This window comes from Streptomyces diversicolor (genome assembly GCF_057537855.1).
The window spans coordinates 270,326-296,885 of the sequence record NZ_BAAJXA010000007.1 but is presented as its reverse complement, the minus strand read 5'-3'; the positions used below and the strand labels follow the sequence as shown (position 1 = coordinate 296,885).

Here is a 26,560-nt window from a genome sequence, read left to right as displayed (position 1 = left end):
ATCCTCAACCCTTTTCTGCCGCGCCGGGCTCACCTGTGGTGTCGCGGGGCCCGGGCGCGCAGACGAGTGTCACCTTCATCATACGCAGTGGTCTTTCCGAGCCCCGGAAGTTGGGAAACACGACCAAACGGCGCAGGCCGGGAACGTCTCGACCGCTGCCACTGTGTGCGTGCGACGCAGCGACCGCCGCGATGCGCTCGTCGACGGTGTCGACCGCCTCGCGCAGCATGCGCAGACGAACCTCAAGCAGAGCGGCCTCCGCCGCCAGGAAGACGCCGACGGCGGCCGGATCGGTGGTGACCGTGCAACAGCCACTCACCACCTCTACGTCAGTGCTCGTACCGATGGTGTGACACGGTTCGACGCCGGACCGATGCCCCCGCGAAGGGTTACTCGCCCCAAGCGACGCGCGTTTTGATCTCGCGGTCCGGTCCCGTGGGCGCGGCGGTCGTGGTCGCCGTCACCGGCTGAACAACTCGAAGGCCACGGCCGGCCTGCCGTCGAACCGTGCGCTCTGCGCACCGGTGCTCTCCGTCAGGAAGCGGCGCACGTATGTCTCGGGATCCTCGTCGGTCAGCGCCTCGATGTAGGCGCGATGCCGCAGCAGCGACAGCACCGCGCGCTCGAAGCCACGCTCCGCGCCCACGGCATGGGTCGCGAGCGGGGAATTGGCGACGGCGACCCATCGGACACCGTTCCACGGCGGCAGCTCCCGCTCGGTCAGCTCCGGGAAGATCCAGCGGTTGCCGGCGTCCGATGCCGCGTCGAGGGCGGCCCGCCCCACGGCCACGTGATCCGGAGTGTTCCAGACCCCCGGTCCCCAGGTGTCACGGTGGTTCAGGGTGATCACCAGCTCCGGCCGGTGACGGCGGACAGCGGCGGCGATGTCGCGGCGCAGGGCGACTCCGTACTCGATCACACCGTCCCGGTGGTCGAGGAAGTCGACCGAGGAGACACCGACGGCCTCGGCGCTGGCGCGCTGCTCCTGCTCCCGCAGCACCGCGGCCTCGGCCGGTGCGAGCGTGTCGATGCCCGCTTCACCGCGGGTGGCGAGGACGTAGGCGATCTCACGGCCCTCCTCGGCCCAGGAGGCGACGGCGGCCGAGCACCCATACTCAAGATCGTCAGGGTGGGCCACCACGGCAAGGGCGCGCTGCCAGTCGGTCGGCATCGGCCGCAGCCGAGTGAGATCCGAGTCCATCGAAATACCCGCTTTCACAGATCGTTCCCAAGGCGGTGCGACTCACCGGGGGCCCAGTCGCTCTGGGACCCATGTCCCTTCCTCTCCTTGGTGATTCACCAGGTCACCTCGGATGAGTGTGAGATAGTGTCCCACGATGCTGCGAGGTTCGGGCACGGTGCGGACCGGGCAGGAGGTGCACCGGGGTACGGGCCGGCGCGCAGGCACGTCACAAGATCCGCACCGGTCCGGTCCAGGAGATCGGGACGACTGCCGCGGTGGCTGTGGTGTGTGGGGCCGTGCGAGAGGGAGGATGTCGTATGGGCCGTGCCGATGACGCGGTGCCGATCGCGGAGCTGCTCGACGAGCGGCGTCATCTGCTCGACGTCGCCCACTGGATGCTGGGTGACGGCGGCGCGGCGGAGAGCGTCGTGGACGAGACCTATCGGCGGTGGTACGCGCTGCCCCAGCCGGCTCGGGCACGGATCACCTCGCCGCGTTCCTGGCTCGTCCAGGTCACCGGCAGCATCTGCCTGGCCCGGCTGACCCCGCCCGACAGCGCCCCTTCCTGCTCGGGGGCCGGGCCGCACGGGACGCTGGAGGGTGAGATCAGCGGAACACTGTTCGACGCGCCGGATTCCCTCTCTCCGCAAGAACCATCCGCGTGCGTGCTCGACGACGTGTGCGGGGCGCCGCGCACGGTCGTCGACATCGTGCGGCAGCCGGGACCGGAGCGTTCCGAGCCGGCCGACTACGCCCGCCGCAGTCTCCGGGCACGGCGCGCGCGGCACACCACGCCACGGCAGCACGACGCGGCCGTCCACACCGTGCGGACGGCCTGTGCGACGCAGGACGAAGCCCTTCTGACATCCGTCCTCGCACCCGATGTCACGGCCTTCTTCGACGGCGGCGGCAAGGTCCGGGCCCTGGCCGAACCGGTCCGCGGCAGCACACAGGTCGCCCGCAGCCTGCTCGCGCTGCTGCCCCGCCACCCGCGCACCGCCCTGCACACCCAGTCCGTCAACGGGCGCACCGGCCTCGTCGTGCGCTACGACCGGCTGGTCGCCGCCGTCATCAGCCTCGACATCGCCGACCGTCATGTCATCCGGATCTGGGCCGTCCTCAACCCCGACAAACTCCGCACCTGGAACAACCTCAACCCCACGGGCCACTGACGCAGCACCGCCGGGTGCGCGCAGGGCGGTCGTCCACACGCAGTGTCACATCTTCACGGCGTGGCCGGTCATAGGGAGGACAGCAGTTCACGAACCCCGCCAAGGAGTACAGCCGTGGACAAAACGGTGCCGGGGCCCGCACACGACACACGGTGGTTCTTCGCACCGCGTCAGCGCCTCGTACGGGAACACAGCGGCGAGAAGGTCGCCGGCTGGGTCAACGGGCGACTGGGCATCCGCGGCCCCGCGAAGACCATGGTGCGAAGGGCCTTCCCGGACCACTGGTCCTTCCTGCTCGGGGAGATATGCCTCTACAGCTTCATCGTCCTCCTCGTCACAGGCGCCTGTCTGAGCTTCTACTTCCACCCCTCGTCGCAGCCGGTCCAGTACCAGGGCAGCTATGTCCCGCTGCACGGCAGGACGGTGTCGGAGGCATTCGACTCGACCCTGCGCATCTCCTTCGACGTCCGTGGCGGCCTGCTGGTCCGGCAGGCCCACCACTGGGCGGCGCTCGTCTTCATGGCCGCCGTGGTCGCGCACATGATGCGGGTCTTCTTCACGGGTGCCTTCCGCACACCGCGGGAACTCAACTGGGTGTTCGGCTTCCTGCTGCTGGTCCTCGGCATGTTCGCGGGTCTGACCGGATACGACCTGCCGGACGATCTGCTCTCCGGCACCGGGCTGGCCGTCGTGAACGGAACGATCCTGTCGGTGCCCATCGTCGGCACCTACCTGTCGATGTTCCTCTTCGGCGGCGAATTCCCCGGCCATGATCTGGTGGCGCGCTTCAACACCATCCATGTGCTGCTGATCCCCGCCGCCATGGTGGCCCTCATCGCCGTCCACGTGGTGGTCTCCCGCCGGCACCGGCACACGCAGTATCCCGGGCCCGGCCGTACCAACGACAACGTCGTCGGCCTGCCGCTTCGGGTGTACGCGGTGAAATCGGCGGGATACTTCTTCCTCGTCACCGGCGTCGTCTTCGTCCTCGCGGCGATCGCGCAGATCAACCCCGTCTGGAAGTACGGCCCCTACCGTGCCGACCAGGTCTCGGCGGGCTCCCAGCCCGACTGGTACATGGGTGTCGCCGACGGGCTGCTGCGTGTCATGCCGGGTTGGGAGATCAGCGCCTGGGGTCACACCCTCGCCCTGGACAACCTCCTTCCGCTCCTTGCGGGTGTCGGCTTCTTCCTCGCCCTGGGCGCCTACCCCTTCATCGAGTCCTGGGTGACCGGTGACGACCGGGAGCAACACCTCCTCGACAGGCCGCGCAACCGGCCGGTGCGCACCGCGCTCGGTGCCGCATGGCTGAGCGTCTACTTCGTGGCGTTGCTCGGTGCGGCGAACGATGTGATCGCCACTCAACTGCACGTCTCCGTCAACGATGTGACGTGGGCGGTCCGCATCGGCCTGTTCGCCGTGCCCGTGGTCGTCTACTGCGTGACAAAGCGACTGGCCCTCGGACTCCAGCGGCGCGACCGCGACCAGGTGCTGCACGGCCGTGAGACCGGCGTCATCAAGCGCCTGCCCCACGGCGAGTTCGTCGAGGTGCACGAACCGCTCAGCCGGGAACGACTGCACACCCTGACGGCACACGAACAGTATGCGCCGCTCGCCGCGGGGGTGGGCGGGGACGGCACGCAGGGCACGCCCAGCAGGGCCCAGCGGCTGCGCGCCCGTCTCAGCCAGGGCCTCTACGGGGAGGCGAGCCAGATCCCGAAACCCACACGGGAGGAGTACAAGGAGATCACCGGCCGGCACTGACAGTTGACACGTCCCGCCCCCCGCACGCGCTGAGGAGAGCGGGACGCCGCCGGACACCCGAAGGCGACCGCCGGGGGAGTCGGTCATCCGCTCAGGGAGGCCACGTAGGGCAACAGCTTGGAGGGATTCATGACCCACATGATCCGGTCGATCCCGTCGGCGGACGCGTCGATGCACAGCAGCGCCACGGCGTTCCCGCCGGCCGAGACGAGAACGGACGGCCGCCCGTTGGCCTCGACCCACCGGATGTCCGCCTCGGGCCAGAACCGCGGCGCGAAGGCCGCGAGGTACCTGGCCACGCGCTGACGCCCGATGACCGGGACCTTCGACGCGCCGCGCACCCCGCCGCCGTCGGAGTAGCTGACGACGTCCGCGGCGAGAAGGTCCTCAAGCACCGACAGATCGCCCGTCTGCGCCGCGGCGAGGAACACCTCCAGCAGCCGTCGGTGCTCGGCCGGGCTCACCCGCTTCCTGCGCTCGGCGGCGAGGTGCTTGCGGGCACGGCTCACCAACTGGCGGGCATTGGCCTCACTGGTTTCCAGGATGTCCGCGATCCGGTGGTAGGGGTAGTCGAACGCCTCTCTGAGGACGTAGGCCGTGCGTTCCACGGGGTTCAGCTTCTCCATGAGGAAGAGAACCGCCAGTTCCAGCGCCTCGGCCCGTTCCGCGCCCACCTGCGGATCCACCGTGGTGTCGACGGGTTCGGGGAGCCACGGTCCGATGTACGACTCCCTTCGTACCCTGGCGGACTGGGCGAGGTTGATGGCCAGCCGCGCGGTGATCGTGGTCAGGAAGGCCGTCGGCTCCACGATGTTCGTGCGGTCCGTGTTGTGCCACCGCAGCCATGTCTCCTGGACGATGTCCTCGGCCTCCACCGAGCTGCCGAGGATCCGGTACGCGATGCCGAAGAGCTGGGGGCGTGCCGCAAGGAAGTCCTTCGTCGCCTGGTCAACGGCCTCAGTGTGATCGTTCCCAGCGTGCATCGTTGTCCCTTCCGGCTCCGAGACCACCATGCTACAAGCTGCCATGGTGTGCGCTCGCGGCGGTGGACGGGCGCCCCCGGGCCCACGCTGTGATCACACAGTTGCACTCATGTGTGCCGCACGGACCGGTGCACGCCCGGCCGCACCGGGTGCGGGCCCCCACGCCCCGACTCGCTCGTTCGGCTTATCCGCTCGTCATACATGGCGGCCGTGAGGATCTTCAGGTGAGCGAGGAGGCTCGCTTCGGACGCACATTCGTTGACGGAGGAAGGAATCGGTAGTGGATCAGTGGCAGCGCCGGCGATGGTCCGGCGGTATGTCCTTGGCCCTGTCGGCCGCGTTATCGGCGTCGCTCGCGGCGACGGGGGTGGTCACGGCGGTGTCCCCGGCGGTGGCCGACTCCGGGGACGGTGACGCGACCGTCCGCGTCGTGCGCGAGGTGAACGCGAACGGCAAGTGGGACCAGGCGCTGGAACCGGGCATGGCCGGGGTCACGGTCGTACTGACCGACGACGCCGGGCGGTCGATCACCGGGACGACGCAGGCGGACGGCACGGTGAAGCTGACGCCGGGCAACAGCCTGGGCGGCGGCAAGTACCGGATCGAGGTGAAGAACCCCGACCAGGGCGTGCTGTTCCCCGGGTTCGCCTCGGCGCGGCCCAACCTGATCGACCCGACGGTGCTGTCGTCGAACGTGGAGTTCGTGGACCTGTCGGGTGGCAAGAACGTGGAGATCACGACCTCGTTCTGGTCCCCGGAGGACTACTGCCAGAAGAACGCCACCTTGGTGACGGCCTGCCAGAACGCCTCCATTCCGCCCGGTAGCGCGTCCCCGGACAGCAAGCGCACGCTGACGTCGTTCCCGTTCGGCACGCGCGGTGACGCGGTGGCGGATCCCGGTCTGGTGACGGACCTGGCGAACAACGGGCAGACGGGCACGGTCTGGGGCGTAGGCGTCAACCGGGTGACCAAGCAGGTCTTCTCCGCCGCCTATGCCAAGCGGGGGGCGAAGTACGGTCCCGGCGAGGCGGGTGCGATCTACCGGACCGACCCGGCCACCAAGCAGACCGTGGTGTTCACCAGGGTCCCCAACCCCGGCGGCACCCAGCACAACATGAATGCCGGGATGGACCAGGCGTTCGGTCCTGTGGTCGGCAAGGAGTCGCTGGGCGACCTGGACGTCAGCGCGGACGGCAAGGACCTGTACGTCGTCAACCTGCACGACCGCAGGCTCTACCGCTACGACGCCACCCAGTCCACCGCGGCAGCGCCGAAGGCGTCGTACGCCATCAAGGACCCGGGGTGTGCGGCGCCGGGGGACTGGCGCCCCTTCGGTCTGGGCCTGCATGAGGGCAAGGTGTACGTCGGCGGCGTGTGTTCGGCGCAGTCGACCGGCAGCAAGGCCGACATGCGGGCCGTCGTGCAGGTCTTCGACCCGGTCACGGGCCAGTTCACCGGCACGGTCATGGACCAGCCGCTGAACTTCCCGCGCGGCGGGTGGACGGGCGCCAACGCGTGCGGCGGCCCGAGCTGGTACCCGTGGACCGACACCCGGCCCCTGACCCAGGACGGCAAGGCGTGCACGGGTGACGTGATCCAGAACCCGGAGCCGGAGCTGACCGACATCGACTTCGAGACCAACGGTGACATGGTCGTCGGCTTCGCCGACCGTTTCGCCGACCGCGCGGGCTGGAACCTGCCGGAGACCTCGGGCACCTGGCCGGCGACCACCGCGGTCAACGGTGGTGACATCAACCGGGCGTGCCGTGGCGGGAACCACATGTTCGTCCTGGACGGCAACGGCGGCTGCAAGAACAACAACACCGGCCCCGCCGTCTCGGGCGGAGAGGGCCCGGATGTCAAGGAGTTCTACCCCGGCGACTACATGGGTACCGAAGCAGGTGGCCACCAGGAGATCAGCTCGGGTGGTGTGGCGTTCTCCGCGGTGGAGGACAGGATCCCGTTCACCGCGATGGACCCCATCCAGAAGACGGGCAGCGGTGTGCGGTGGCTGGACCGCAACGACGGCACCAGCGCCATCAACGGGGACGGCCTCTTCCTGAACGACGACTTCGGCAAGGCCCGCGGTATGGGTGACCTCGAAGTCCTGTGCGACGAGGCGCCGTTGCAGATCGGCAACCGGGTCTGGAAGGACACCGACCAGGACGGCATCCAGGACCCCGGTGAGGAGCCGGTGGTGGGTGCCACGGTCAACCTGTACGACGCCGACGGGAAGAAGATCGGTACGGCGGTCACCAACGAGCGGGGCGAGTACTACTTCGACTCGACCGTGACCAAGAACGTCAAGCCGGAGGACTTCCAGTACGGCAAGACGTACACCGTGAAGATGGACAACCCGGCCGACTACCAGGCCGGTGGCGTCCTGGACGGCTGGAAGCCGACCCGGCCGAACCAGGGCGGCAACGACCAGATCGACTCCAGCGGTGAGACGTCCGGCAACCCGTTCCCGGCCGTCCAGGTCACCCCGAAGGGCGCGGGCCAGAACGACCACGGCGCCGACTTCGGCTTCGTGAACCCGCAGGCCGACCTGTCCGTGATCAAGATCGGTCCGGCCAAGGTGGGTCCGGGCGAGGACATCGAGTACCAGATCATGGTCACCAACAACGGGCCGAACACCGCCACGCGCTGGACGGTGACGGACCCGCTGCCCGAGGGGATCACCGACGCCAAGACCTCCAACGCGGACTGCGGTATCGCCGCCGGCAAACTGACCTGCTCCGGCGGGCCGCTGGCCGTCGGTGAGAGCCACACCATCACCGTACGCGCCAAGGCTCCCGTCCCCGCGCAGACCGTCGTGCTGAACAACTGCGTCAAGGTCACGGGTACGGAGCCCGACCCCAACCCCGACAACAACGACTCCTGCGTCAAGACCGAGGTCCCCGGGATCCCGGTCATCGACCCGGCCATCGGTGGCACGGCCGCCGCGGCGGCCCTCGGCGGCTTCCTCCTGATCCGCCGCCGCCGCACCACCAGCGGAGCCGCCATGTAACACCTCCCACAGCCCTCTCTGCCAATGGAACGAGCGGTCCCTCCCCGGCACCCCGGGCAGGGACCGCTCGTTTTCCGGCGCTGCGGCTCACTCCACGAAGTAGGAGTCGTGTTTCACGAAGAACGCGGCGCGTTCTTCGTCCGTCGCATCGGCCAGTTGTGACACCTGCTCGAAGTACTCCTCACGCGGCGCGCCCGGTGTGAAGAGCAGCAGCATGTCCGCCGGGGCGTCGGAGTCGTTGCGGAAGGCGTGCAGCCCGCCTTGTGGCACATGCAGAAAGTCGCCCTTGCGCGCGTCGATCCACTGTTCCCCGTCGAAGAGGCGCACAGTGCCGTCGAGGATGTAGAAGGACTCCGAGACGGACTTGTGGAAGTGAGTCCTGGGGCCGCCCGCCCTCGGCCTCATCTCGACTCGGTAGAGGCCGAACTCGCCCCGTGTGGTGGCCGTGGTCGCCAGGTAGTGAAGGGCGTCCTCACCGGCCTCGCCGATGTTCGGCGGGGTGTTCGCCGGACGGAAATCGGCGCTGACCTCACCGCCGTCCCCCCAATAGACCTGTTCCGGGTACGACATGTTGTTCTTCCTCCGGTGTGCGGGCGGCCGGGGTTCCGCTGCCGGAGCGGGCCCCCGGCGTCTGTGTCCGGTGTGCGGTGGTACACCCGACTGACCGGTTGGCCGGGCGATGTGTGACAGCGGTCCGCGGGCGCGGGGAAGGACCGGACGCCACCTCCTCGTCGGGGGCGTCCGGCCTTCGTGGCGACTGACGGGAGCGAAGACCCGCGACAGGGTCCGTCAGCGGGTGATCGCCTTGGTCTCAAGGAACTCCTCGATACCGGCCCGGCCCATCTCCCGGCCGTTGCCGGACTGCTTGTAACCGCCGAACGGCGCCTGGAAGTTGTGCTCTCCGCCGTTGACGTCGACCTGGCCGACGCGCAGCCGCCGGGCGATCGCGATGGCGTGTTCCTCGTCGCCGGTGACGGCGGCGTTGAGGCCGTAGATCGTGCCGTTGGCGATCTCGACGGCGTGGTCGTCGTCGGTGTAGGGGATCACGACGAGGACGGGGCCGAAGATCTCCTCCTGCGCGATGACGGATCCGGGGTCGACGTCGGAGAAGATCGTGGGCCTGACGTAGGCGCCCGTCTCGAAGCCCTCCGGCCGGCCGGGCCCGCCGACCACCAGGGTGGCGCCGTCGGCCAGACCGCGCCGGATGTAGCCGTCCACCCGCTCGCGCTGGGTCTCCGAGGCGAGCGGACCGATCCGCGTGGCCTCGTCGGCGGGGTCACCGACCGTGTACTCGGCGGCGGCCGACCGCAGCTTCTCGACGACTTCGCCCTGGAGGTCCTGGGGGACGAGCATGCGGGTGTAGGCACCGCAGGCCTGTCCGCCGTTGGCCCAGGCGAAGGCCAGCCCGCGGCCGACGGCGACGTCGAGGTCCGCCTCGGGCAGGACGATGTGGGCCGACTTGCCGCCCAGTTCGAGCGCGACGCGCTTGACGGTGTCCGACGCGGCCACGGAGACCCGCTTGCCGGCGGCGGTGGACCCGGTGAACGAGACCATGTCGATCTTCGGGTGCCGGGAGATCGCCTCGCCGACGACCGGACCGGTGCCCTGCACGACGTTCAGCACGCCGTCCGGGAGACCCGCGTCGGTGGCGATCTCCGCGAACATCCGGGCGCTCAGCGGCGAGATCTCCGACGGTTTGAGCACCACGGTGTTACCGGCAAGCAGCGCCGGTACCACCTTGGTCACCAACTGCTGGAGGGGGAAGTTCCACGGGGTGATGGCACCGACCACGCCGACCGGCTCCCGGACGATCAGCGAGTTCTCCACCACCTCCGTCCACTCGAACCCCTCGGCCGCGGTGATCGCGGCGAGGGTCGAGGCCACGGGGAAGCCCGCCTGCGCCTGGCGGGAGAAACCGATCGGGGCGCCCATCTCCAGGGTGATCGTGGCCGCGATGGCCTCGGAGTGCTGCTGCATCCCCTCGGCCAGACGCCGTATCACGGCGATGCGGTCCTCGGCCGAGGTCGCCGACCATCCGGGGAAGGCGGCGAGCGCCGCGTCCACCGCCTTGTCGACGTCCTCGGCCGTGCCCTCGTGCACGGAGGCGACCACGGACCCGTCGGCCGGGTTGCGGACGTCGATCAGCGGCCCCGAGCCGGGCACGGCACGGCCGTCGATCCAGTGGGACGGGGCGGGAAAGGGGACCTCATGGTTCGTGTTCATGTCCGCAAGGGAACATCGGCCGCCCCTGGGCATCCATGCTCCGCCATGCCCGTGATACGGGTCACAGTGCCGCGGGGCCGGGGAACCGGCAGCCGGGCCGCACGGCCCATGACACCGCCGTGCCGGCGCCGGCGGGACGGCGGTGTCACAGCAGCGGCCGTCGCACGGTCTAAGCGGTGGCGGCACTACGAACAGAGGGAATCATGCGCGAGATGGTGATTGTCGGGGGCGGCTATGCGGGCTTCTACACGGCGTGGGGCCTGGAGAAGAGGCTGCGCAGGCAGGAGGCGCGGGTCACGGTCATCGACCCGCGCCCCTACATGACGTACCAGCCCTTCCTGCCCGAGGTGACGGCGGGATCGATCGAGGCACGTCACGCCGCCGTGTCGCTGCGGCGGCATCTGCGCCGTACCCGGCTGATCGCCGGCAGGGTGACCGGGATCCGCCATGCCGACCGCACGGTCACCGTCCGTCCGGTGAACGGCGCCGAGCACCACCTGCGTTACGACGTCCTCGTGGTCACCGCCGGCGCGGTGACCCGCACCTTCCCGATCCCCGGACTGGCCCAGCAGGCGATCGGGCTGAAGCACGTGGAAGAGGCCGTCGCCATCCGCGACCGGCTGATGACGTCGTTCGACCAGGCCGCGTCGCTGCCCGCGGGCCCCGAGCGGCGCAAGCTGCTCACGGTCACCTTCGTGGGCGGCGGGTTCTCCGGTGTCGAGGGATTCGGCGAACTGCTGTCGCTGGCGACGGCGATGCTCAAGCACTACCCGGAACTGAGCTTCGACGAGCTGGACTTCCATCTGGTCGAGGCCAGGGACCGCATCCTCCCGGAGGTGGGAGCCGCACCGGGGGCCTGGGTGGTGCGTTCGCTGGAACGCCGCGGCGCGCACATCCATCTGAACACGCAGGTGGTCTCCGCCGTGGACGGCCGTGTGGTGCTCTCCGGCGGCGAGGAGTTCGACTCGGGGCTGATCGTGTGGGCGGCGGGCAACGCCGCCAACCCGGTGGTGCACAATCTCACGGATCTGCCCGTCGACGAACGGGGCCTGCTCGTGGTGCGCCCCGATCTCTCCGTGGGCACCGACGACGCGCCCGTGCCCGATGTGTGGGCGGCCGGCGACGACGCGGCCGTCCCGGACCTGGCTTCACCCGTGCCCGGGGCGCACACGGTGCCGAACGCCCAGCACGCGGTGCGGCAGGGCAGGCGCCTGGCGAAGAACATCGTCGCCGACCTGCGCGGCGGCACCGTCCGGGACTACCGGCACCGCAGTCTGGGAGTCGTGGCGACGCTGGGATGGGGACGGGGCGTCTTCCAGTACAGGAACATCGTCATCAAGGGGTTCACCGCCTGGCTGATGCACCGGGGGTACCACGTGCTGGCGGTGCCCACCTGGGAGCGCAAGGTCCGTGTCCTCGCCGTCTGGCTCACGGCCGCGCTGTTCGGCAGAGACCTGGTCTCCCTGGCGTCCGTGCAGCACCCCAGGGACGCGTTCGTGACCGGTGGCGATCCGCGGCGCTCCGGCGAACGACCGCTCGACGACCGCACGGCGGCATGAGCGGCCGATGCGCCGTCCCAGAGCACGGTCGGGGTGGGCGCGGCTCGTCGGGCGGGCGCATCCTGGAGGGGGGAGCGAGCCGCGCGGCCGTGTCTTGATTCATGCCGGTCATGCCGGTCGTGCGGGGTGACATGCGGTGCCGAGAGCCCCCTCGGGAGTGACCATGAGACTTTCCTTCCTCGAACCCCTCTACCAGCAGCCGGGCCCTTTCGCGTCCGTCTATGTGGACACCTCCCGCGATGCCGCCGTCGACGACCCCGATGCCGCCATAGAGCTGCGCCGACGGCACCTTCGGGACGCCCTGACGGCCGAGGGAGCGGACCGGGACTCCGTCATCGCGGTGGCCGACACGGTCGGCGCTGACACGGAGGTCCCCGGCACCCACGGGCAGGCGGTGTTCACCGCGCACGGGCACCTGGTCCTGTCGGACGAACTGCCCGCTCCACCCGCTCGGGACACCGCGCACTTCGGGACCCTGCCGGACACCATGCCGCTGATCGTCCAGCACGCGCCCGGCATCCCGTACCTGGCCGTGTCCGTGCACTACACCGCCCGGCACGCCACGGACGCCGCCGGCACCGTACGCATCGACGCCGAGGCCGGCACCTGGCCGCTGACCCGGGTCACGCCCGGACACCGTCTCCACGAGGAGATCCCGGTGACCGACTGGCTGAACGCCGCCGCGGAGGTGGGCCGGGAACTGGAGGGCCACGCACGTCGCGTCGACATCGAGACGGTGGTCGTCGCGGGCGACGTCTGGGCACGCGGCATCCTCGTCCGGCGACTTCCGCCCACCCTGCGCGAGCAGGTCGTCACGGTGGGCGGCGTGGGCGCCTCCCAGCCCGGGCGGGCGCTGCTGGAGCGGCAGCTCGACGACCTCTTCCGCGGGCGCATGGCCGCCCGCGACCGGGCGCTGCTCGGTGCCTTCCTCGCCGCGCGCGCCCATGGCGGAGCGGCCACGGAAGGACTTGCCGCCGCCGTGTCCGCCCTGCAACGCGGCCGGGTCAAGGCCCTCTTCCTCAACAACCACCCGGAGTCGCCGCTGCGGCTGTGGATCGGCCCGGAACCGGGCCAACTCGCCCTCACCGAAGACGAGCTGCGCGCCTACGGGACACGGGAGCCCGGCGAGGAGCGGGCCGACGCGGCCCTGGCCCGCGCCCTCGTCGGTACGGGCGCCGAACTGGTCGTGGTGCCCGAGCGGGAACTGCGGCTACGGGAGGGCGTGGGCGTGCTGCTGCGCTACTGAGCGCTCCGCTGGACATGCCGCGACATGCCGTCGGTTGTCCGCGGCACCGTCGTGGCTGGTCGTGCCCGCGCGGCGGAGCCGCATATCAATACAGCCCCGCGCCCCTTCGGGGCGCGGTCGAACCGCAGCGGACTTCACTGGACCTGGCCCGCCTCCGGCGCCGGAACGGGCCTCCGCCGAGGGCACGGCGGTGGGCCGCCGCCCGTGGTCACGGGCGTGCCCACTGCTCGTCGCGCCGGGGCACGGTGGCGCCGCCGCCGGCCCGCACGGCGTTCACCACCGCCTGGTGCAGATGGCGGCTCTCCTGCCGGGAAGGACAGGGCAGCGGGCTTCCGGCCAGGGTGAACCAGCGGGACGTGCCGCTGTACTGGACCCGCACCTCGGCCAGCTTGCCGTCCCAGGTCGTGCGCACGGTCAGATCCCCGGTGACGATCCCCGTCTCGTCGGTGCGGGCACCGCCCCGCCCCGTGAACACGCCCGTCGTCGTCCATGACGTCCCTACCATGGCCTTCGCCCTCCTCTCGGCTTCCCCCACGGGGCCCTTCATCCCTTGAGGACGCCCAGCGGCACCAGGCGTGCCACGAGGCGCCCCAAGTCGTTGTGTTCGCTCGCCCGGACCACGGCATCGACGTCCTTGTACGCCTGCGGTGCCTCCTCGGTGACGCTGCGCCAGGAGGCGGGACGCACCGCGACCCGCGCGTCGGCCAGCTCCTGGCGCAGCCTTCGGCCGGACATCTCGCGGTGGGCGCGATGTCGGCTCCAGACGCGGCCGGCGCCGTGGCAGCAGGAGTCGAAGGCTCGGTTGCCGGTGATGCCGGTCATGACGTACGAGGCGGTGCCCATCGTGCCGGGCACGAACACCGGTTGGCCGAAGGGGCGCAGCGCCTTTGGCAGCTCCGGGTGGCCGGGCGGCAGGGCCCGGGTGGCGCCCTTGCGGTGGACGCACAGCAGGGGACCGCTGCCGCCGTCGCCGGTGGGGCGTTCCAGCCTGGCGAGGTTGTGCGAGACGTCGTAGAGCAGGTCCAGGCCCGCACCGGTGGCCTCGCGGAAGGCGCCGCGTGCGGCGTCGGCCAGCAACTGCCGGTTGGCGCGGGCGTAGTTCGCGGCGGCGGCCATCGCCGCGAGATAGGCGCGGCCCTCGGGCGAGTCGACGGGCGCGCAGGCGAGCTGCGGGTCGGGCACGTCGATGCCGTACCGCCGCATCACGCCGTCCATGGCCCGCACGTGGTCGGCGCAGATCTGGTGCCCCAGGCCCCGCGAACCACAGTGGATCATGACGCACACCAGGCCGGTACGCAGGCCGAAAGCCCGCGCACACCTCTCGTCGTGGACGGTGTCGACCGCCTGGATCTCCAGGAAGTGGTTGGCCGACCCCAGACTGCCGACCTGCCGGGCACCGCGGTCCAGCGCGCGTTCGCCGATCCGGGCGGCATCGGCGTCGCCGACGGCTCCGCCGTCCTCGCAGCGCTCCAGGTCGCGCGCTACGCCATGGCCCTGCTCGACCGCGTAGCGGGCCCCGCCGCGCAGGACCTCGTGCAGCTGGGCCCGGCCCGTCAGGTGCCACAGGCCGCCGTGCCCGAGCCCGCGCGGGATCAGCGCGTCCAGACGGTCCATCAGGGCGGGCAGTCTGCGCAGCAGCGCGGAGCGGTCCACGTGCGCGGTGAGCAGGCGCACCCCGCAGGAGATGTCGAAGCCCACGCCGCCCGGCGAGACGACTCCGCCGCGGTCGACGTCGGTCGCGGCCACACCGCCGATCGGGAAGCCGTAGCCCCAGTGGATGTCGGGCATGGCGTACGAGGCGCGGACGATGCCCGGGAGCGTGGCGACGTGGGCGACTTGGGCGAGGGCCTGGTCACCGGGCTCGTCGGGCAGCAGCTCGTGCGGCGCGAGGACGGCTCCGGGCACCCGCATGGCGCCGGTCCGTTCGATCCGGAACCGCCAGGGTCCCTCCGCCGTCAGCCGGATGTCCATGGCGCATCGGCCTCCTCGGCGAGCCGTTCCGGCGCGGGAGCCGGGCGGGCGTCACACATCCAGGGTCACCCGGCAGACCCACCCGTGCGAGTCCTGGGCCAGCGCCAGCCCGTGCAGGGCCACGGCCTTGGGTACGGCCCCGGTCTGTGTGGCCGTCGAACTGCCGCACATCGTGCACCGCATCCGCACTCCGCCCGGCCCCGGCGTCACCGCGACGTCCGACGGCAGCTCGTCAGCGGCGTCCATGCGGTAGATGATCTCTTCGAGCACCCCGGCCAGGAGCCGGTCGTCGTCCTCGGCCGACACCACACACTCCCGTACGGTGCCCGACGCGTGCGCGGGCAGTTCGGCGAAGCTGCCGACCATGCCGCGCACCGCCTGCGCGATGCACTCCTCGCGGGTCGGCGCCCATGCCTCGACCCGCAGATCGCCGGTGTGCGGTATGCCGCGATGACCGTACGGCGGCTGCCCCGGCCCGGCACGCGTCGTGCCGTCCTGCCGCACCCCTTGTGGCCGCGCGGATGCGGCCCGGCCCGCTCCGGCGGGCTGCCGCGCCCGTGTCGTACGGGCACGGTCATGCGGCTCACCTCCGCGGACGCGAACGCGTGGAGCCATGTGTCTCACCTCCTCCCCCTTGTATGTCCCTCATGTCCCCCTCGTGTCTCCCTCATGCGCGACGGGCTGACCGGGCGGTCGCCGCTGCGGGAAGGCGCCGCCAAACCGCTGGTGGCGGCGGGTACTTGGCCGGCCGAGCCGTGGTGGTGGAGTGGTCAGGCCCGGTGTGCCGGGGTGTCGGTCTCGTCGCACGGGCGGCGAAGGCGCCCGGCCGGCTGCCGGGTGGCGGATTCCCGGTGCTCGCCGTGCGCGCCGAGGTCGACCGCGGCCCGCTGCATCGAGCGGATCATCCTGTCCAGTTCTTCGATGCCGGCCCGGACGCGCTCGGCCGCGAAGTCGTCGGTGATACGGGGCAGGGCACCGGCGAGGCTCAGTCCTGCCGAGAAGATCCGGTTGATCGAGTCGGACAGGATGCGGCTCATGAGCGGGTCCGTCGGCGCCCGGTCGGGATCGCACCGGGCGACGGGTGTCCCCTCGTCCCGTAGGCCCGTGGGCACCCCGTCGACATGGGGCCCGCGCAGCTGCCGGCCGATCAACTCACCCGCGAGGAGGCCGTAGAGCCGCATGATCTGGAGGTCGTGCTCGGACGGCTGTCCGGGCTCCGACATGTGTGTCGAGACCATGCCGACCAGGCGCCCCGCGCAGTCGACCAGCGGTGTGGACTGAACGGCCCGTACCCCGGCGGCCCGGAAGATCCCTTCGTGCCGCGCCATGTCAGGGGCGGCGCGGACATCGGCCACGACCTCCTGGGCGCCCCGCCGGGCGGCTTGACCGCACACGCAGTGGTCGTCGTGCACCACAGCGAAGTGGTCGAGGAACCGGGGCCCGAAGCCGCACTGGGTGACCAGGACCAGCGAGCCGTCGCAGGGGTCCACGACCTGGACGTTCCCGAAGTCGGCGGCCACCAGGTCCATGGCGGTCCGCACCACACGTACGAGCACCCATGCCAGGTGCGGGGCGTCGCGCAGTTCCGCCACCGCGTCCTGCAAGTGCCGCAGGGCGGACGGGTCGTCCAGCGCGAGGCGGACACATGTGCCGAGCTGATCGGCCCGCACGGCGTCCGCCATCACGTCGGCCGGCCGCGGTGACGTCGCACGGTGGGCAACCGTCACATGCTCCAGCGGACCCGTGAGAATCTGGGAACGATCCGGCAGCATGGCACCACGCTCTCGCTCGGGTGCTCTTGCGGACACCAGCAGCTTACGTCCCCGGTGTCACCCGGGACAGTCGGCCAGGATGGCCCCGGGGGCCGGGGGCCGGGGGCCGGGGGCCGGCGGAACGGCGCATGGCCCCGCCCGCCGTGGGCCCCGCCGGTCACTTGCGAAAACGCGCGGACCACAGGGGTTCCACCAGGTCCCATTCGGCGTCCCACTGCGCATACCTGCGCCGGTCAAGGGCCACACGCAGGGCCGCCCGCGCCGCGGAGCAACCGGCGGCCACACCGGCTCCCGCCACGCCGCCCACGAACCAGCCGTTGGACTTCGCGGCGAGCGTGGTCATCGGCGGGCCGGTGATCCGTCCGTCCCGGTCCACCCACACCCGCACGGTGGCGCCCTTTGGTGTTCCGGACTCCACGAGCGCGGTTCCCGCCCTCGCCGTGCCGTCGGGGCCGGTCCAGCGGACGAGCGCGGGCTGCCTCCCCGTCGTCGGATCGCCCTGGACGCTCGACGCCAGGCGGGTCGCGACCTCGTGCCGCTGGGCCGTCTGCGCCGTCACGGTGCGCATCGACGCCTCGTACGCCGCCTGTCCCGCGCTGAACGCGGCCACGGGCACGCCGAGGACGAGGAGAACCATCAGGACCCGGCAGAACCAGCGTTCGAGCCTGTCGGACGCGCGTGTGAGCGGGTTCGCCCCCCGAGCCGCCCGGGGTCCACGCGGCGGTGGCGGACCGGACGTGTACGGCGAATCCGGTGTGCTCATGTGTCGCCCTCCAGCACATCACTGGCCCGTTCACCCACTCGCTACCACCGTCGGACGGCGGCACACGTCGCTCACAGGGCCGAAGGTCCCCGCAAGGCCGGCTGGACGGCTCAGGTTCACGGTCGCCGCGCGCCGGTCCGGCCGCGCCCGGTCGTCCGTCAGGCCGGGGCGTGGAGCCCTGGTTACTCGGTGCCCAGACGGCTCAGCGCCCGCATGGCCTCCCGCTCGATGCGGGAAAGGTCGCCGAGGAGGGTGCCGGCCTGGTCGAGGTGTCGCGCCTCGCCCGACTCCCCGGCCTCGGCGATCAGTGCCGCGACCTGCGTCCACAAGGTGGCCGCCTCGGCGTAGAGGCCGTGCCCGGTGCGCAGATGGCCGCTGTCGAGGTGGCCCGTGCATTCGGCGAGGAAGTCGCGGTAAAGGTTGCGGAACAGGGCGCCGCCGGTGCCGGCCCGCTCCATCAGGTGGGCGGTCCGCGGCAGGTCCCGCCGCGGGTCGTCGGTCCGTCGGAACCATGTGCGGACCAGTTTTCCGGCCTTCTCGACGCCTCGGTGGCCGAGGTTGGCGATGGGCGGGTCGAGGAAGGCGTCGGCGCAGGCGGTGATGGCGGCAACGATGCGGTCCCGTGGGCAGGGCAGGTTGCCCGCCGCGGTCAGGGTGAAGGACCGGTGTCTGGCGGTCATCGGGCCGCGCGCCGCCCTGGCCTGGGCGAGGCTGGTCAGACTCGTGGACACGGCCCCGCCCTGCTGGTCGGTGTCCACGAGATGGGCGTCACGTTCGTCGTAGCCGTACAGGGCGACGACATGACCGCCGAAGTGCACCTTCGAGGTGAAGTAGTCCAGGTAGTAGCTGTCGAGTTGCAGCCCGACGGGGTGGCCGGCGGCGATCGGGGCCACCACGTTCTGCCAGGCCCTGCGCGGGGAGGTGGTCTCCTGGACCACGAGTTCCAGCCCGAGCGCACCGGCCAGGTTTCTGGTGAGCTCGAAGGGTCTGACCCGCCCCCCGAGGAAGGGGAAGTCCATGTTCTTGCTGTCCCAGTAGACGAAGGACAGCCCGGAACCGAGACCGAAGAGCATGGGCTCGGACAGATCGAGTCCCTGATGCCGCAACAGCACGCCCAGCGCCGTCGTCTCGCAGTGCCGCATACCGCGGGCATCGATGTCCGTCACCGTGGTCATGTCGCGCTCTCCTCGACGGGGATGGTCAGAACCGGGCTCACCCTGGGCGGCGCGAGCCGTCAGGAGTGCCGGCGGGAGTTGAGCCGGGCGGCCTGGCGGGTCAGATGGTCGCGCTCGGCCAGGTTGGGTGCCGTGCGGGCCGCCTCGGCGTACAGCCGTGCCGCCGTCGCCAGGTCGCCGTCGCGCTCGTGGAGGTGCGCCGCCACCGCCGCATGGCGGGGCAGCGCGGGGTCCAGGGCCGCGAGCGCCGCCAGGCCCGCGCGCGGCCCGTCGGCCTCGCCGACGGCGACGGCCCGGTTGAGCCGGACGACCGGGCTGTCGGTCAGGCCCACGAGTTCGTCGTACCACTCGACGATCTGCACCCAGTCGGTCTCCTCCGCGGTGGGCGCGTCCGCGTGCAGCGCCGCGATGGCGGCCTGGGCCTGGAACTCGCCCAGCCGGTCACGGGCGAGCGCCGCCTGCAGGATCCCGACGCCCTCGGCGATCGACGCGGTGTCCCACCGGCCGCGGTCCTGCTCGGCGAGCGGGACCAGGCTGCCGTCCGGCGCGGTCCGGGTGGCCCGCCGGGCGTGGTGGAGCAGCATGAGGGCGAGCAGCCCGGCCACCTCGGGGTGGTCGATCGCCTCCGCGAGCTGCCGGGTGAGCCGGATGGCCTCGGCGGCGAGGTCGACGTCGCCGGAGTAACCCTCGTTGAAGACCAGATACAGGACGCGCAGGACGGTGGCGACATCGCCGGGCCGGTCGAACCGCACACCGGAGACGGTGCGCTTGGCCCGGCTGATGCGCTGCGCCATCGTCGCCTCGGGCACCAGGTAGGCCGCGGCGATCTGGCGGGTGGTCAGCCCGCCGACGGCCCGCAGCGTGAGCGCGACCGCGGACGACGCCGTCAGCGACGGGTGGGCACACAGGAAGTACAGCTGGAGCGTGTCGTCCACCGCGGGGGCGGGGCCGGGCGGCGGCTGCTCCTCGACGACGTCCTCACGCCGGCGGCGTGCGGCGTCCGCCCTGATCGCGTCGAGGAACCGGCGCCAGGCCACGGTGACCAGCCAGCCCTTCGGGTCCCGCGGCGGGTCGTCCGGCCATACCCGGACCGCCTCGATCAGCGCGTCCTGCACGGCGTCCTCGGCCGCCGCGAAGTCGGCTCCGCGGCGGACGAGGATGGTGAGCACGCTCGGCGTGAGGCTCCTCAGCAGGGCCTCGTCCATCACAGATGGCACTCCGGGACGGTGGGCGGCGCGGCCAGGAACGGGCGCAGCTCCAGCCACTCGTGGATCGGCTTCCCACCGGCACCGGGCGCGGCCGACAGCTCCCCGGCCAGCTCGACGGCCCGCTCATAGCTGTCGACGTCGATCACCATCCAGCCGGCGATGAGGTCCTTGGTCTCGGCGAACGGGCCGTCGGTGACCGGCGGGCGCCCCTCACCGTCGTACCGGACGAACGTACCCTCCGGGGCGAGCGCCTGACCGTCGACGTACTCGCCGGTCGATTCGAGCCGGGCCGCGAAGTCCTGCATGTACCGCACGTGCGCCGAGATCTCCTGCGGCGTCCACTGGTCCATCGGTACGTCGTTGACCGCTGCCGGAGCGCCGCGGTAGTGCTTGAGCAGCAGGTACTTGGCCATCGTGTGTCTCCTCGGTGCTGGTGCGACCCATTGTGGCCGCGTTCACCCCTGGGACGGAGCCGGTCGGGGGATCTCGACATCACCGTCCGGACTTTTTTTCGCGCCCTCGCGGACGGGCCTGGTGGAGCCGTCCCGACGCTGTGCGGCGCGATGGTTGGGCACGGCCGTCGGCGGTAGCATTTTTCGAAGGCGTATCTGACTGAACAGTCGAGGCTCGTATCTTCCAAGACCCTCGACATCCCGGACCTGCGGTGTTCGAACCCCTGATGTTCGACCGGTGATGGGATGCACATGGGCTGGCTCACCTTTGGATACTTCGTAGCGTATGTTCCCTACGCCATGCTGGTGAAGGCGCTCGCCAGCGGGGTGACCCCGCTGTCGTCCCAGCCGGTCAGCGGCTTCGAGATGCTGCCCGCGGCCGTCCTCGGGCAGCTCGTCGCCATGGTGCTGTTCCTGTGCGTGACGGGCCGGTGGCGGCACATGCGCCGCATCGGGATCGGCGGGCGCCGGATTCCGGTGGCGGGACGGGAGACGCTGGCGGCCGGCTTCTTCACGTCGCTCATCATCGGTGCCACCACGATGAACTACACCTTCGCCGGTGTCTCCATCCTCTTCATGCTGCTGCTGATGCGGGGCGGGGTCCTCATCCTCTCCCCGTTGATCGACGTGTCCGGCGGCCGCCCGGTCATGAAGCACTCCTGGCTGGGGCTGGTCCTCAGCCTGATCGCGGTCTCCGTCGCTCTCGGTGATGTGAACAGCTACCACCTCACGCTTGCCGCCGTGCTGAGCGTCCTCGTCTATCTGGTCGGCTACCTCGGCCGGTTCGACATCATGAGCCACGTCGCCAAGAACGGTGTCGTCGCAACGGACCGGCGCTTCTTCGTGGAGGAACATGCCGCGGCACCGGTCTGGCTGGCCGTGCTGCTGGGCGCCGGGGCGCTGGCCGGGCAGCCACAGCTGGCCGCGGGTTTCACCACGTTCCTCACGACACCCGCCGCGTCGGCGGCGGCGGGGACAGGCGTGGCCTACGAGGTGCTGTTCGTCTTCGCCTCGCTGATCTACCTCGACCGGCGCGAATACACCTGGGGTGTGCCGGCGTGGGCGTTCGCCAGCCTGATGTCCGGCCTGGTCGGCTCCTACGCGCTCGCATGGCTTGCCGGACTCGCCGCTCCGGGGAGCAGTCAGCTCATCGCGCTCGCGTTCGGCGTCGCCGCGGCCGCGGCCCTGGCCCGGCCGTCGGCCGCCCTGTGGTGGCGAACCCGCGGCACCGGCGCGGCCTGCCGGGTGCTGTTCGTGTGCGGTGGAAACACCTCCCGCTCGCCCATGGCGGAGGTCATCGCGTGGGCCCAGGCCGCGGAGGCGGGCCTCGTCCACGTCTTCCGATTCTCCAGCGCGGGTGTCGCCACCCCGCTGCCCGCACGTCCGATGGCCGTCGGTGCCCGCACCGCGCTCGCCGACCTGGGTCTGCGACGGGTGCCCGGCCGGGGAAACCCCCGCCGTCACCGCGCCCGGCCCGTCACCTCGGAGCTGTGCCTGGTCAGCTCCGTCATCTACTGCATGACCGGAGCCCACCGGGACAGGGTGATCGCCCTGGCGCCCGAGGCCGAGGGCCGTACCCTCCGGCTGGACCCGTACGGTGACATACCCGATCCGGACGGGCAGTCCCCGGAGGCGTACCGGCGGTGCGCGCGGCACATCCAGCGCTCCGTCCACCTCCGCCTGCGCGAGCTCGCCGAGTCCTACGGCCCCCGCGGTGTCACATCGGGACGGGGGTGAGGCAGGGATGACCCACGGGCTCCGCGACGGCCTGTCCCTGATCACCTCCCGGCACTGCAAGCGGGCCTTCGTGGACCGGGCGGTGCCCAGGGACGACCTGGTGGAGGTGTTTCTCGCCGCCGCTCACGCGCCGTCGAGCCGCAACACCCAGATGTGGCAGGTGACGGTGGTGACCGGCGGCAGCCTCAAGACGCTGGTGGACGCCCTGTGCGAGGCGTTCGACCGTGGTGACCCGCCCCGCCCCGACTGCACCAGCCGGCCGGCGTCGCTCGACGAGGCCGCCGAGCGACGCGCCGAACAGGCCGTGACCGGGGTGCTGTCCGCCAAGGGGCACACCCTCCCGGACCGCGCAGCCGCCCGGGCGCACCTGCGTGACAACCTGCGCTTCTACGGGGCTCCCACCGCCCTGGTCTGCCATCTGCCCCGGAACGCGGTGCAGGGCACCTTCCTGGAGCTGGGCCTCTTCCTGCAGAACGTCATGCTCGGACTGGTGGCCAGGGGGCTCAGCAGCTGTCCGCAGTTCAGTGTCGCCGGTTACGCAGACGTGCTCCGGGCGAATCTGGGAATCTCTGCGGACCGGCTCGTCGTATGCACTATGGCTGTCGGTTACGCGGACGAGACAGCCCCGGTCAATCGGTTCGTCCCGCGGCGAGCCGGTCTGGAGGAGTACGTCCAGTGGCGCGAGTGACGAGCGGATACGCGACCCCCCACGGGCGTCGGGCCCGGCTGGTCGCGGTGGCCGCCGAACCGGAAGACCTCGCCCCCCGAGCGCTGCGCGGCCTGGCCGCGGTGGCGGACGAGCTGGAGGTCCGCGCCGATCTGGTCGGCGACCCCGATCCGTCCCTGCTCCGTCGGCACTTCGCGGGGCAGCTGACCTACAGCCTGCGCTCCGCGGGGCAGGGCGGGCGTTCGGCCGCCGGCACGGTGGAACGGCGCACCCGGCTGCTGCGCGCGGCCGACCACTACGAACTGGTCGATCTTGAGGCGATGGACGACGTGTGCCCGGAGCTGCTGGCGGCCATCCCGGCCCGGCAGCGGCGTCTGTCCTGGCACGCTTCCGAGGGCGCGGGCAGGGCCGAGGGCGTGGGGCTGCGGGAGGCGGCCCGCAGACTCCGGGAGCGGTTCGCCGCGATGTCCGCCGTGCCGGCGGCGCTGTATCTCCTCGTGCCCCGGTCGGGCGCACAGTACGGCTCCGCCGCCCCGCTGCTGCTCGCCGGGCTCCGACGCACCGACGTCACGGCGTTCGCGTCGGGTCCCGCCGGCCTGTGGACCCGGGTGCTGGCCCCGTGGCTCGGGGCGCCTGTCGTCCACGGCCGGGTCGGTGCGCCGGGGGCCGACGGCATGCCGAGCGTGGACCGGCTCCGGGCCGACTACGGTCTGCCCGCCTTGGCCCCGCTCAGCGTCCTGCTCGGCATCGCCGGGCGCGCCCCGGGCAGATCGCTGTCGCCCCGGCTGCACAACGCGGCGCTGCGGGAACTGCGGCTGCCCGCGCTCTACCTGCCCTTCCAGGTGGACAGATTCCCCCACTTCTGGCAATGGGGCAGCGACTTCGGCGCGCTGGGCGGGCTGCCCCTGCACGGTTTGACCGTGACCGCCCCGCACAAGGAGAGCGCGCTGCAGGCGGCCGACGTCGCCGACGCGGAGGCGTCGGGCAGTGGCGCGGCCAATCTGCTGTGGCTCGACGCCGGGCGCTGGCGGGCGGCCACCACCGACGCCGTCGGTGCCCTGCGGGCCCTCGCCCTGCACGGAGTCGATCCGAGCGGCAGCGAGGCCGCCGTCGTCGGCTGCGGCGGCGCCGGACGGGCGGTCGCCTGGGCCCTGCGTGCGGCCGGAGCCAGGGTGACCCTGGTCAACCGCGGGGCGGCGCACGGCCGGGAAGCCTCCGCGCGGCTCGGACTTCCCTACGTACCGCTGTCCCGTTTCTCGCCGGCCGGCTACGACCTGCTCACCCATGCCACACCCCAGGTGGAGCGGGAGCCGTTCCCGGTCGCCGCGGCCGACGGGGACGCGGTGGTGCTGGAGATGGCCTACCGCGATCCGCCGACCGCGCTCACCCGCGCAAGCCGTGCCCGCGGTCTGCTCGACATCGACGGCTGGCAGGTCCTGTCCGTCGAAGTACGCGAGCAGTTCCGGCTGATGACGGGCCACCGGATGCCCGAGACGCCGCCGCTGCGCTCCCTGTGCCGCTCCTTCGCCGAGCGGGCCGCCGCCCACGGCGGCACCGCGTCGGGGGGACCGGCACCGACACACCGCACGAGCCGGGAGACACCATGACCACCCGTCCGACAGCCCCGTCCGAAGGGCCCGCACCCCGCCCGCCCGGCACACCGGATGTGTCGGCGCTGCTGGGGCAATGGGTCAACACCGACCGGCACACCGCGAAGGGCGCCCGCCTGCTGAGCGTGATGCGACAGGACGAAAACGTGTACGTGCGGTCCTTCGGGGCCGGCGGCCCGCGGCCGGGCGACTGGGGTGCGGCACCGGCGGTCCTGTACACCGCGCCGGGCACGCCGTCGGTCGCCTGGGCGTTCCGCGTCGTCTACGACAAGGGCGCGCTGCGCACCGTCCTGTGCGCCTACCACAAGACGGGCATCCTGGTGACGACCACGGCCACCGTGTTCAGCGGCGACAGCGCGGGCGCCGACCACTGGGCCCGCTCGTTCTTCCACCGGACGGAGGCGCGGGCATGACGGCGCACCCGGTCGATCCGGCGCCGCTGGTGGGCGACTGGGTCAACTTCGACACCACGGCCGGCGGCATCGACCTGGTCGGTGCCGCGGTCGACGGCGGCCGGCTCATGCTGCGGATCACCGAACGAGGCGATCCGCGGACCTCACAAGCCACACCTGAACCGGGAACCGCACCCGTCACCGGTGCCGTCCTGCCCGCGGTGCCGCTGGCCGACGACATCGAGGCGTCCGAAGCCGTCGCCTTCCTCGCCGAGGGCCCGCTCGGCTCCCGGCAGGTCGTTCTCGCCGGCTATCTCAACCGCGGCCTGCTGACCATCGACGTGCACACCGTCCACCCCGCCCGTGCGCGGCTGCCGAACGTGATGTACCGCGCCCACTTCTACCGCCTGGAAGGGCCGACCCCGACATGACCGACGACCTGTCCCGAGCCGCCGTCACGGTCCGCGACGCGGCGATCGGAGACGACCAGGCTGTTCTCGCCACCGCGGCGAAGCTCGCCGCGGACAGATTCGCGGCCCGCGCCGAGGAGTACGACCGCAAGGCCGTCTTCCCCGCCGAGGACTTCGACGACCTGTTCGCCAGCGGACTCCTGGGCGTCACCGTGCCCCGGGAGTACGGGGGCCTCGGCTACGGTCCCCGCCGGCGCCACACCCTGCCCCTGTGGGAGATGACCACCGCGCTGGCCAAGGCCGATCTGTCGCTGGCCCGTTGCTGGGAGGGGCACGCCAACGCACTGGTCCTCATCGACGCGCTGGCCGACCCCGAGCAGAAGCGGCGCTGGTTCGCCGGCGTGGTGGACCGCGGCGAGAAATGGGCCGCCTGGAGCGGTGAGCCGCAGGCCCCGAAGCCGGGGGAGAGGCGAAGCTTCGGCACCACGCTGGTCCCCGTCCACGACGGCTGGATCCTCCAGGGCGGCAAGGCGTTCGCCACCAGTGCCACCGGAGCGCAGTGGGCGATCCTGCTCGTCGATCCCGACTCCCCGGGCGCGGCCCGCGGGACCCGGGACGTCCACGGGCGGCTCCTGCTGCTCGCCTGCGACCTGTCCGACCCGTCCGTGACCGTGGACGCCTCCTGGTGGGACCCGGTCGGCATGCGCGCGACGGTCAGCCACGCGGTGCGCTTCAACGACACCTTCGTACCGCGCGACCATCTCATCGGCGGTCCCGGCGGCTACTTCGAGGGGCAATGGCAGACCGCCTTCGTCCCGCATTACGCGGCCAGCTTCCTCGGCGGTGCCCTCGGCGCCTACGAGTACGGGCTCGGGTATCTGAAACGGCAGGGCAAGAGCAAGGACCCCTATGTGCAGCAACGTGTGGGCAGCATGGCGATCGATGTGGAGACCGCCCGCCTCTGGCTGCGCCATGTGGCCGGTCTGTGGGACGAGGGCAGGCTCGACGAGGCCCGGATCGCCGGGGACAGGGCCTGGCATCTGATCGCGCGGACGAGCCGGGAGACCGTGCACCACGTCATCCAGGTGTGCGGGGCCCGCAGTCTGGTCCGCCCCAGCCCGGTGGAGCGGATCCTGCGCGACCTGACGCTGTATCAGCTCCATGACGTCGGCGATCACGTCCTGGCCACCGTGGGGCGGGCCGTGCTCGGCGAGCCGTACGACCCGTCCTTCCACACGCTCTGAGGCACCACGGCCCTGCGCA

General features: G+C 71.5%; 24 protein-coding genes. 11 read left to right on the top strand and 13 right to left on the bottom strand.

Annotated elements, in window-relative coordinates; translation table 11 throughout:
- Positions 1-4: 4 nt before the first annotated feature.
- Together AC27LF_RS11075 and AC27LF_RS11070 are read right to left on the bottom strand one after the other, a co-directional pair.
- Complete coding sequence (locus AC27LF_RS11075) at positions 5-322, bottom strand: hypothetical protein (RefSeq protein ID WP_487227878.1); 318 nt, start codon at positions 320-322, stop codon at positions 5-7.
- A 138-nt stretch (positions 323-460) separates the two neighbouring features.
- Positions 461-1,201 carry a PIG-L deacetylase family protein gene (locus tag AC27LF_RS11070; RefSeq protein ID WP_479665145.1) on the bottom strand — a complete coding sequence of 247 codons (741 nt, stop codon included), beginning with the start codon at positions 1,199-1,201 and terminating at the stop codon, positions 461-463.
- 299 nt (positions 1,202-1,500) lie between these two features.
- Between AC27LF_RS11070 and AC27LF_RS11065 the strand changes: the two genes are divergently transcribed.
- Both AC27LF_RS11065 and qcrB read left to right on the top strand, forming a co-directional pair.
- Positions 1,501-2,355 carry a sigma-70 family RNA polymerase sigma factor family protein gene (locus AC27LF_RS11065; RefSeq protein WP_479665144.1) on the top strand — a complete coding sequence of 285 codons (855 nt, stop codon included), beginning with the start codon at positions 1,501-1,503 and terminating at the stop codon, positions 2,353-2,355.
- 114 nt (positions 2,356-2,469) lie between these two features.
- A complete protein-coding gene (gene qcrB / locus AC27LF_RS11060; protein WP_479665143.1) occupies positions 2,470-4,119 on the top strand; it encodes a cytochrome bc1 complex cytochrome b subunit in 1,650 nt (549 codons plus the stop codon).
- 83 nt (positions 4,120-4,202) lie between these two features.
- On the opposite strand, the gene AC27LF_RS11055 is transcribed toward qcrB, so the two are convergent.
- Positions 4,203-5,102: an RNA polymerase sigma-70 factor gene (locus AC27LF_RS11055; RefSeq protein WP_479665142.1), complete on the bottom strand. Its 900-nt coding sequence runs from the start codon at positions 5,100-5,102 to the stop codon at positions 4,203-4,205.
- 316 nt (positions 5,103-5,418) lie between these two features.
- Here AC27LF_RS11055 and AC27LF_RS11050 point away from each other — a divergent pair, with 316 nt between their 5' ends.
- Positions 5,419-8,112: an SdrD B-like domain-containing protein gene (locus AC27LF_RS11050; RefSeq protein WP_487231269.1), complete on the top strand. Its 2,694-nt coding sequence runs from the start codon at positions 5,419-5,421 to the stop codon at positions 8,110-8,112.
- 87 nt (positions 8,113-8,199) lie between these two features.
- On the opposite strand, the gene AC27LF_RS11045 is transcribed toward AC27LF_RS11050, so the two are convergent.
- Together AC27LF_RS11045 and AC27LF_RS11040 are read right to left on the bottom strand one after the other, a co-directional pair.
- On the bottom strand, positions 8,200-8,682 hold the full coding sequence (locus tag AC27LF_RS11045) for a cupin domain-containing protein (protein ID WP_479664770.1): 483 nt from the start codon (positions 8,680-8,682) through the stop codon (positions 8,200-8,202).
- A 219-nt stretch (positions 8,683-8,901) separates the two neighbouring features.
- Positions 8,902-10,368 (bottom strand): aldehyde dehydrogenase family protein, encoded by a 1,467-nt coding sequence (locus tag AC27LF_RS11040; protein WP_479664771.1) that lies wholly within the window; start codon positions 10,366-10,368, stop codon positions 8,902-8,904.
- 170 nt (positions 10,369-10,538) lie between these two features.
- Here AC27LF_RS11040 and AC27LF_RS11035 point away from each other — a divergent pair, with 170 nt between their 5' ends.
- Entirely contained in the window at positions 10,539-11,894 is a 1,356-nt protein-coding gene (locus tag AC27LF_RS11035) for an NAD(P)/FAD-dependent oxidoreductase (protein ID WP_479664772.1), read from the top strand.
- Between the two features lie 163 nt (positions 11,895-12,057).
- Entirely contained in the window at positions 12,058-13,140 is a 1,083-nt protein-coding gene (locus tag AC27LF_RS11030) for a baeRF2 domain-containing protein (RefSeq protein ID WP_479664773.1), read from the top strand.
- A 208-nt stretch (positions 13,141-13,348) separates the two neighbouring features.
- Here AC27LF_RS11030 and AC27LF_RS11025 read toward each other — a convergent pair whose 3' ends face one another.
- The 8 genes from AC27LF_RS11025 to AC27LF_RS10990 all read right to left on the bottom strand — a co-directional run bounded on the left by AC27LF_RS11025 (position 13,349) and on the right by AC27LF_RS10990 (position 20,442).
- Positions 13,349-13,645 carry a hypothetical protein gene (locus AC27LF_RS11025; RefSeq protein WP_479664774.1) on the bottom strand — a complete coding sequence of 99 codons (297 nt, stop codon included), beginning with the start codon at positions 13,643-13,645 and terminating at the stop codon, positions 13,349-13,351.
- Positions 13,646-13,683: 38 nt separating this feature from the next.
- Positions 13,684-15,111, bottom strand: a complete 1,428-nt coding sequence (locus AC27LF_RS11020) for an RtcB family protein (RefSeq protein ID WP_479664775.1) — start codon at positions 15,109-15,111, stop codon at positions 13,684-13,686.
- A 51-nt stretch (positions 15,112-15,162) separates the two neighbouring features.
- On the bottom strand, positions 15,163-15,726 hold the full coding sequence (locus AC27LF_RS11015; protein WP_479664776.1) for an archease: 564 nt from the start codon (positions 15,724-15,726) through the stop codon (positions 15,163-15,165).
- A 155-nt stretch (positions 15,727-15,881) separates the two neighbouring features.
- Complete coding sequence (locus AC27LF_RS11010; RefSeq protein WP_479664777.1) at positions 15,882-16,883, bottom strand: GAF domain-containing protein; 1,002 nt, start codon at positions 16,881-16,883, stop codon at positions 15,882-15,884.
- A gap of 157 nt (positions 16,884-17,040) precedes the next feature.
- The gene (locus tag AC27LF_RS11005) at positions 17,041-17,646 is read right to left on the bottom strand and encodes an Rv1733c family protein (protein ID WP_479664778.1); all 606 of its coding nucleotides are present in this window, start codon (positions 17,644-17,646) and stop codon (positions 17,041-17,043) included.
- 182 nt (positions 17,647-17,828) lie between these two features.
- The gene (locus tag AC27LF_RS11000) at positions 17,829-18,821 is read right to left on the bottom strand and encodes a BtrH N-terminal domain-containing protein (RefSeq protein WP_479664779.1); all 993 of its coding nucleotides are present in this window, start codon (positions 18,819-18,821) and stop codon (positions 17,829-17,831) included.
- 59 nt (positions 18,822-18,880) lie between these two features.
- Positions 18,881-20,026 (bottom strand): RNA polymerase sigma factor, encoded by a 1,146-nt coding sequence (locus AC27LF_RS10995; RefSeq protein WP_479664792.1) that lies wholly within the window; start codon positions 20,024-20,026, stop codon positions 18,881-18,883.
- A complete protein-coding gene (locus AC27LF_RS10990) occupies positions 20,026-20,442 on the bottom strand; it encodes a YciI family protein (protein ID WP_479664780.1) in 417 nt (138 codons plus the stop codon). The genes AC27LF_RS10995 and AC27LF_RS10990 overlap by 1 nt, the downstream gene beginning before the upstream one ends.
- Before the next feature lie 339 nt (positions 20,443-20,781).
- On the opposite strand from AC27LF_RS10990, the gene AC27LF_RS10985 reads away from it, so the two are divergent.
- Genes AC27LF_RS10985 through AC27LF_RS10960 form a run of 6 tightly spaced genes read left to right on the top strand, consistent with a single transcriptional unit; the run spans position 20,782 to position 26,541 of the window.
- Positions 20,782-22,218: an arsenate reductase/protein-tyrosine-phosphatase family protein gene (locus tag AC27LF_RS10985; RefSeq protein ID WP_479664781.1), complete on the top strand. Its 1,437-nt coding sequence runs from the start codon at positions 20,782-20,784 to the stop codon at positions 22,216-22,218.
- A gap of 7 nt (positions 22,219-22,225) precedes the next feature.
- Positions 22,226-22,906, top strand: coding sequence for a nitroreductase (locus AC27LF_RS10980; RefSeq protein WP_479664782.1), 681 nt, complete (start codon positions 22,226-22,228; stop codon positions 22,904-22,906).
- Positions 22,894-24,492, top strand: a complete 1,599-nt coding sequence (locus tag AC27LF_RS10975) for a hypothetical protein (protein ID WP_479664783.1) — start codon at positions 22,894-22,896, stop codon at positions 24,490-24,492. The genes AC27LF_RS10980 and AC27LF_RS10975 overlap by 13 nt, the downstream gene beginning before the upstream one ends.
- Positions 24,489-24,908 carry a hypothetical protein gene (locus tag AC27LF_RS10970; RefSeq protein WP_479664784.1) on the top strand — a complete coding sequence of 140 codons (420 nt, stop codon included), beginning with the start codon at positions 24,489-24,491 and terminating at the stop codon, positions 24,906-24,908. The genes AC27LF_RS10975 and AC27LF_RS10970 overlap by 4 nt, the downstream gene beginning before the upstream one ends.
- Entirely contained in the window at positions 24,905-25,318 is a 414-nt protein-coding gene (locus AC27LF_RS10965; RefSeq protein WP_479664785.1) for a hypothetical protein, read from the top strand. The genes AC27LF_RS10970 and AC27LF_RS10965 overlap by 4 nt, the downstream gene beginning before the upstream one ends.
- Positions 25,315-26,541 carry an acyl-CoA dehydrogenase family protein gene (locus AC27LF_RS10960; protein ID WP_479664786.1) on the top strand — a complete coding sequence of 409 codons (1,227 nt, stop codon included), beginning with the start codon at positions 25,315-25,317 and terminating at the stop codon, positions 26,539-26,541. The genes AC27LF_RS10965 and AC27LF_RS10960 overlap by 4 nt, the downstream gene beginning before the upstream one ends.
- Positions 26,542-26,560 lie beyond the last annotated feature (19 nt).

Coding starts and splice junctions, on each gene's coding strand:
- AC27LF_RS10990 (WP_479664780.1), bottom strand. CDS start 20,442: ATGGCCAAGTACCTGCTGCTCAAGCACTACCGCGGCGCTCCGGCAGCG.
- AC27LF_RS10995 (WP_479664792.1), bottom strand. CDS start 20,026: ATGGACGAGGCCCTGCTGAGGAGCCTCACGCCGAGCGTGCTCACCATC.
- AC27LF_RS11010 (WP_479664777.1), bottom strand. CDS start 16,883: ATGCTGCCGGATCGTTCCCAGATTCTCACGGGTCCGCTGGAGCATGTG.
- AC27LF_RS10980 (WP_479664782.1), top strand. CDS start 22,226: ATGACCCACGGGCTCCGCGACGGCCTGTCCCTGATCACCTCCCGGCAC.
- AC27LF_RS11005 (WP_479664778.1), bottom strand. CDS start 17,646: ATGAGCACACCGGATTCGCCGTACACGTCCGGTCCGCCACCGCCGCGT.
- AC27LF_RS11020 (WP_479664775.1), bottom strand. CDS start 15,111: ATGGACATCCGGCTGACGGCGGAGGGACCCTGGCGGTTCCGGATCGAA.
- AC27LF_RS11000 (WP_479664779.1), bottom strand. CDS start 18,821: ATGACCACGGTGACGGACATCGATGCCCGCGGTATGCGGCACTGCGAG.
- AC27LF_RS10970 (WP_479664784.1), top strand. CDS start 24,489: ATGACCACCCGTCCGACAGCCCCGTCCGAAGGGCCCGCACCCCGCCCG.
- AC27LF_RS11065 (WP_479665144.1), top strand. CDS start 1,501: ATGGGCCGTGCCGATGACGCGGTGCCGATCGCGGAGCTGCTCGACGAG.
- AC27LF_RS11025 (WP_479664774.1), bottom strand. CDS start 13,645: ATGGTAGGGACGTCATGGACGACGACGGGCGTGTTCACGGGGCGGGGC.
- AC27LF_RS11035 (WP_479664772.1), top strand. CDS start 10,539: ATGCGCGAGATGGTGATTGTCGGGGGCGGCTATGCGGGCTTCTACACG.
- AC27LF_RS10965 (WP_479664785.1), top strand. CDS start 24,905: ATGACGGCGCACCCGGTCGATCCGGCGCCGCTGGTGGGCGACTGGGTC.
- AC27LF_RS10985 (WP_479664781.1), top strand. CDS start 20,782: ATGCTGGTGAAGGCGCTCGCCAGCGGGGTGACCCCGCTGTCGTCCCAG.
- AC27LF_RS10960 (WP_479664786.1), top strand. CDS start 25,315: ATGACCGACGACCTGTCCCGAGCCGCCGTCACGGTCCGCGACGCGGCG.
- AC27LF_RS11055 (WP_479665142.1), bottom strand. CDS start 5,102: ATGCACGCTGGGAACGATCACACTGAGGCCGTTGACCAGGCGACGAAG.
- AC27LF_RS11045 (WP_479664770.1), bottom strand. CDS start 8,682: ATGTCGTACCCGGAACAGGTCTATTGGGGGGACGGCGGTGAGGTCAGC.
- AC27LF_RS11070 (WP_479665145.1), bottom strand. CDS start 1,201: ATGGACTCGGATCTCACTCGGCTGCGGCCGATGCCGACCGACTGGCAG.
- AC27LF_RS11015 (WP_479664776.1), bottom strand. CDS start 15,726: ATGGCTCCACGCGTTCGCGTCCGCGGAGGTGAGCCGCATGACCGTGCC.
- AC27LF_RS11040 (WP_479664771.1), bottom strand. CDS start 10,368: ATGCCCAGGGGCGGCCGATGTTCCCTTGCGGACATGAACACGAACCAT.
- AC27LF_RS11030 (WP_479664773.1), top strand. CDS start 12,058: ATGAGACTTTCCTTCCTCGAACCCCTCTACCAGCAGCCGGGCCCTTTC.
- AC27LF_RS11050 (WP_487231269.1), top strand. CDS start 5,419: ATGTCCTTGGCCCTGTCGGCCGCGTTATCGGCGTCGCTCGCGGCGACG.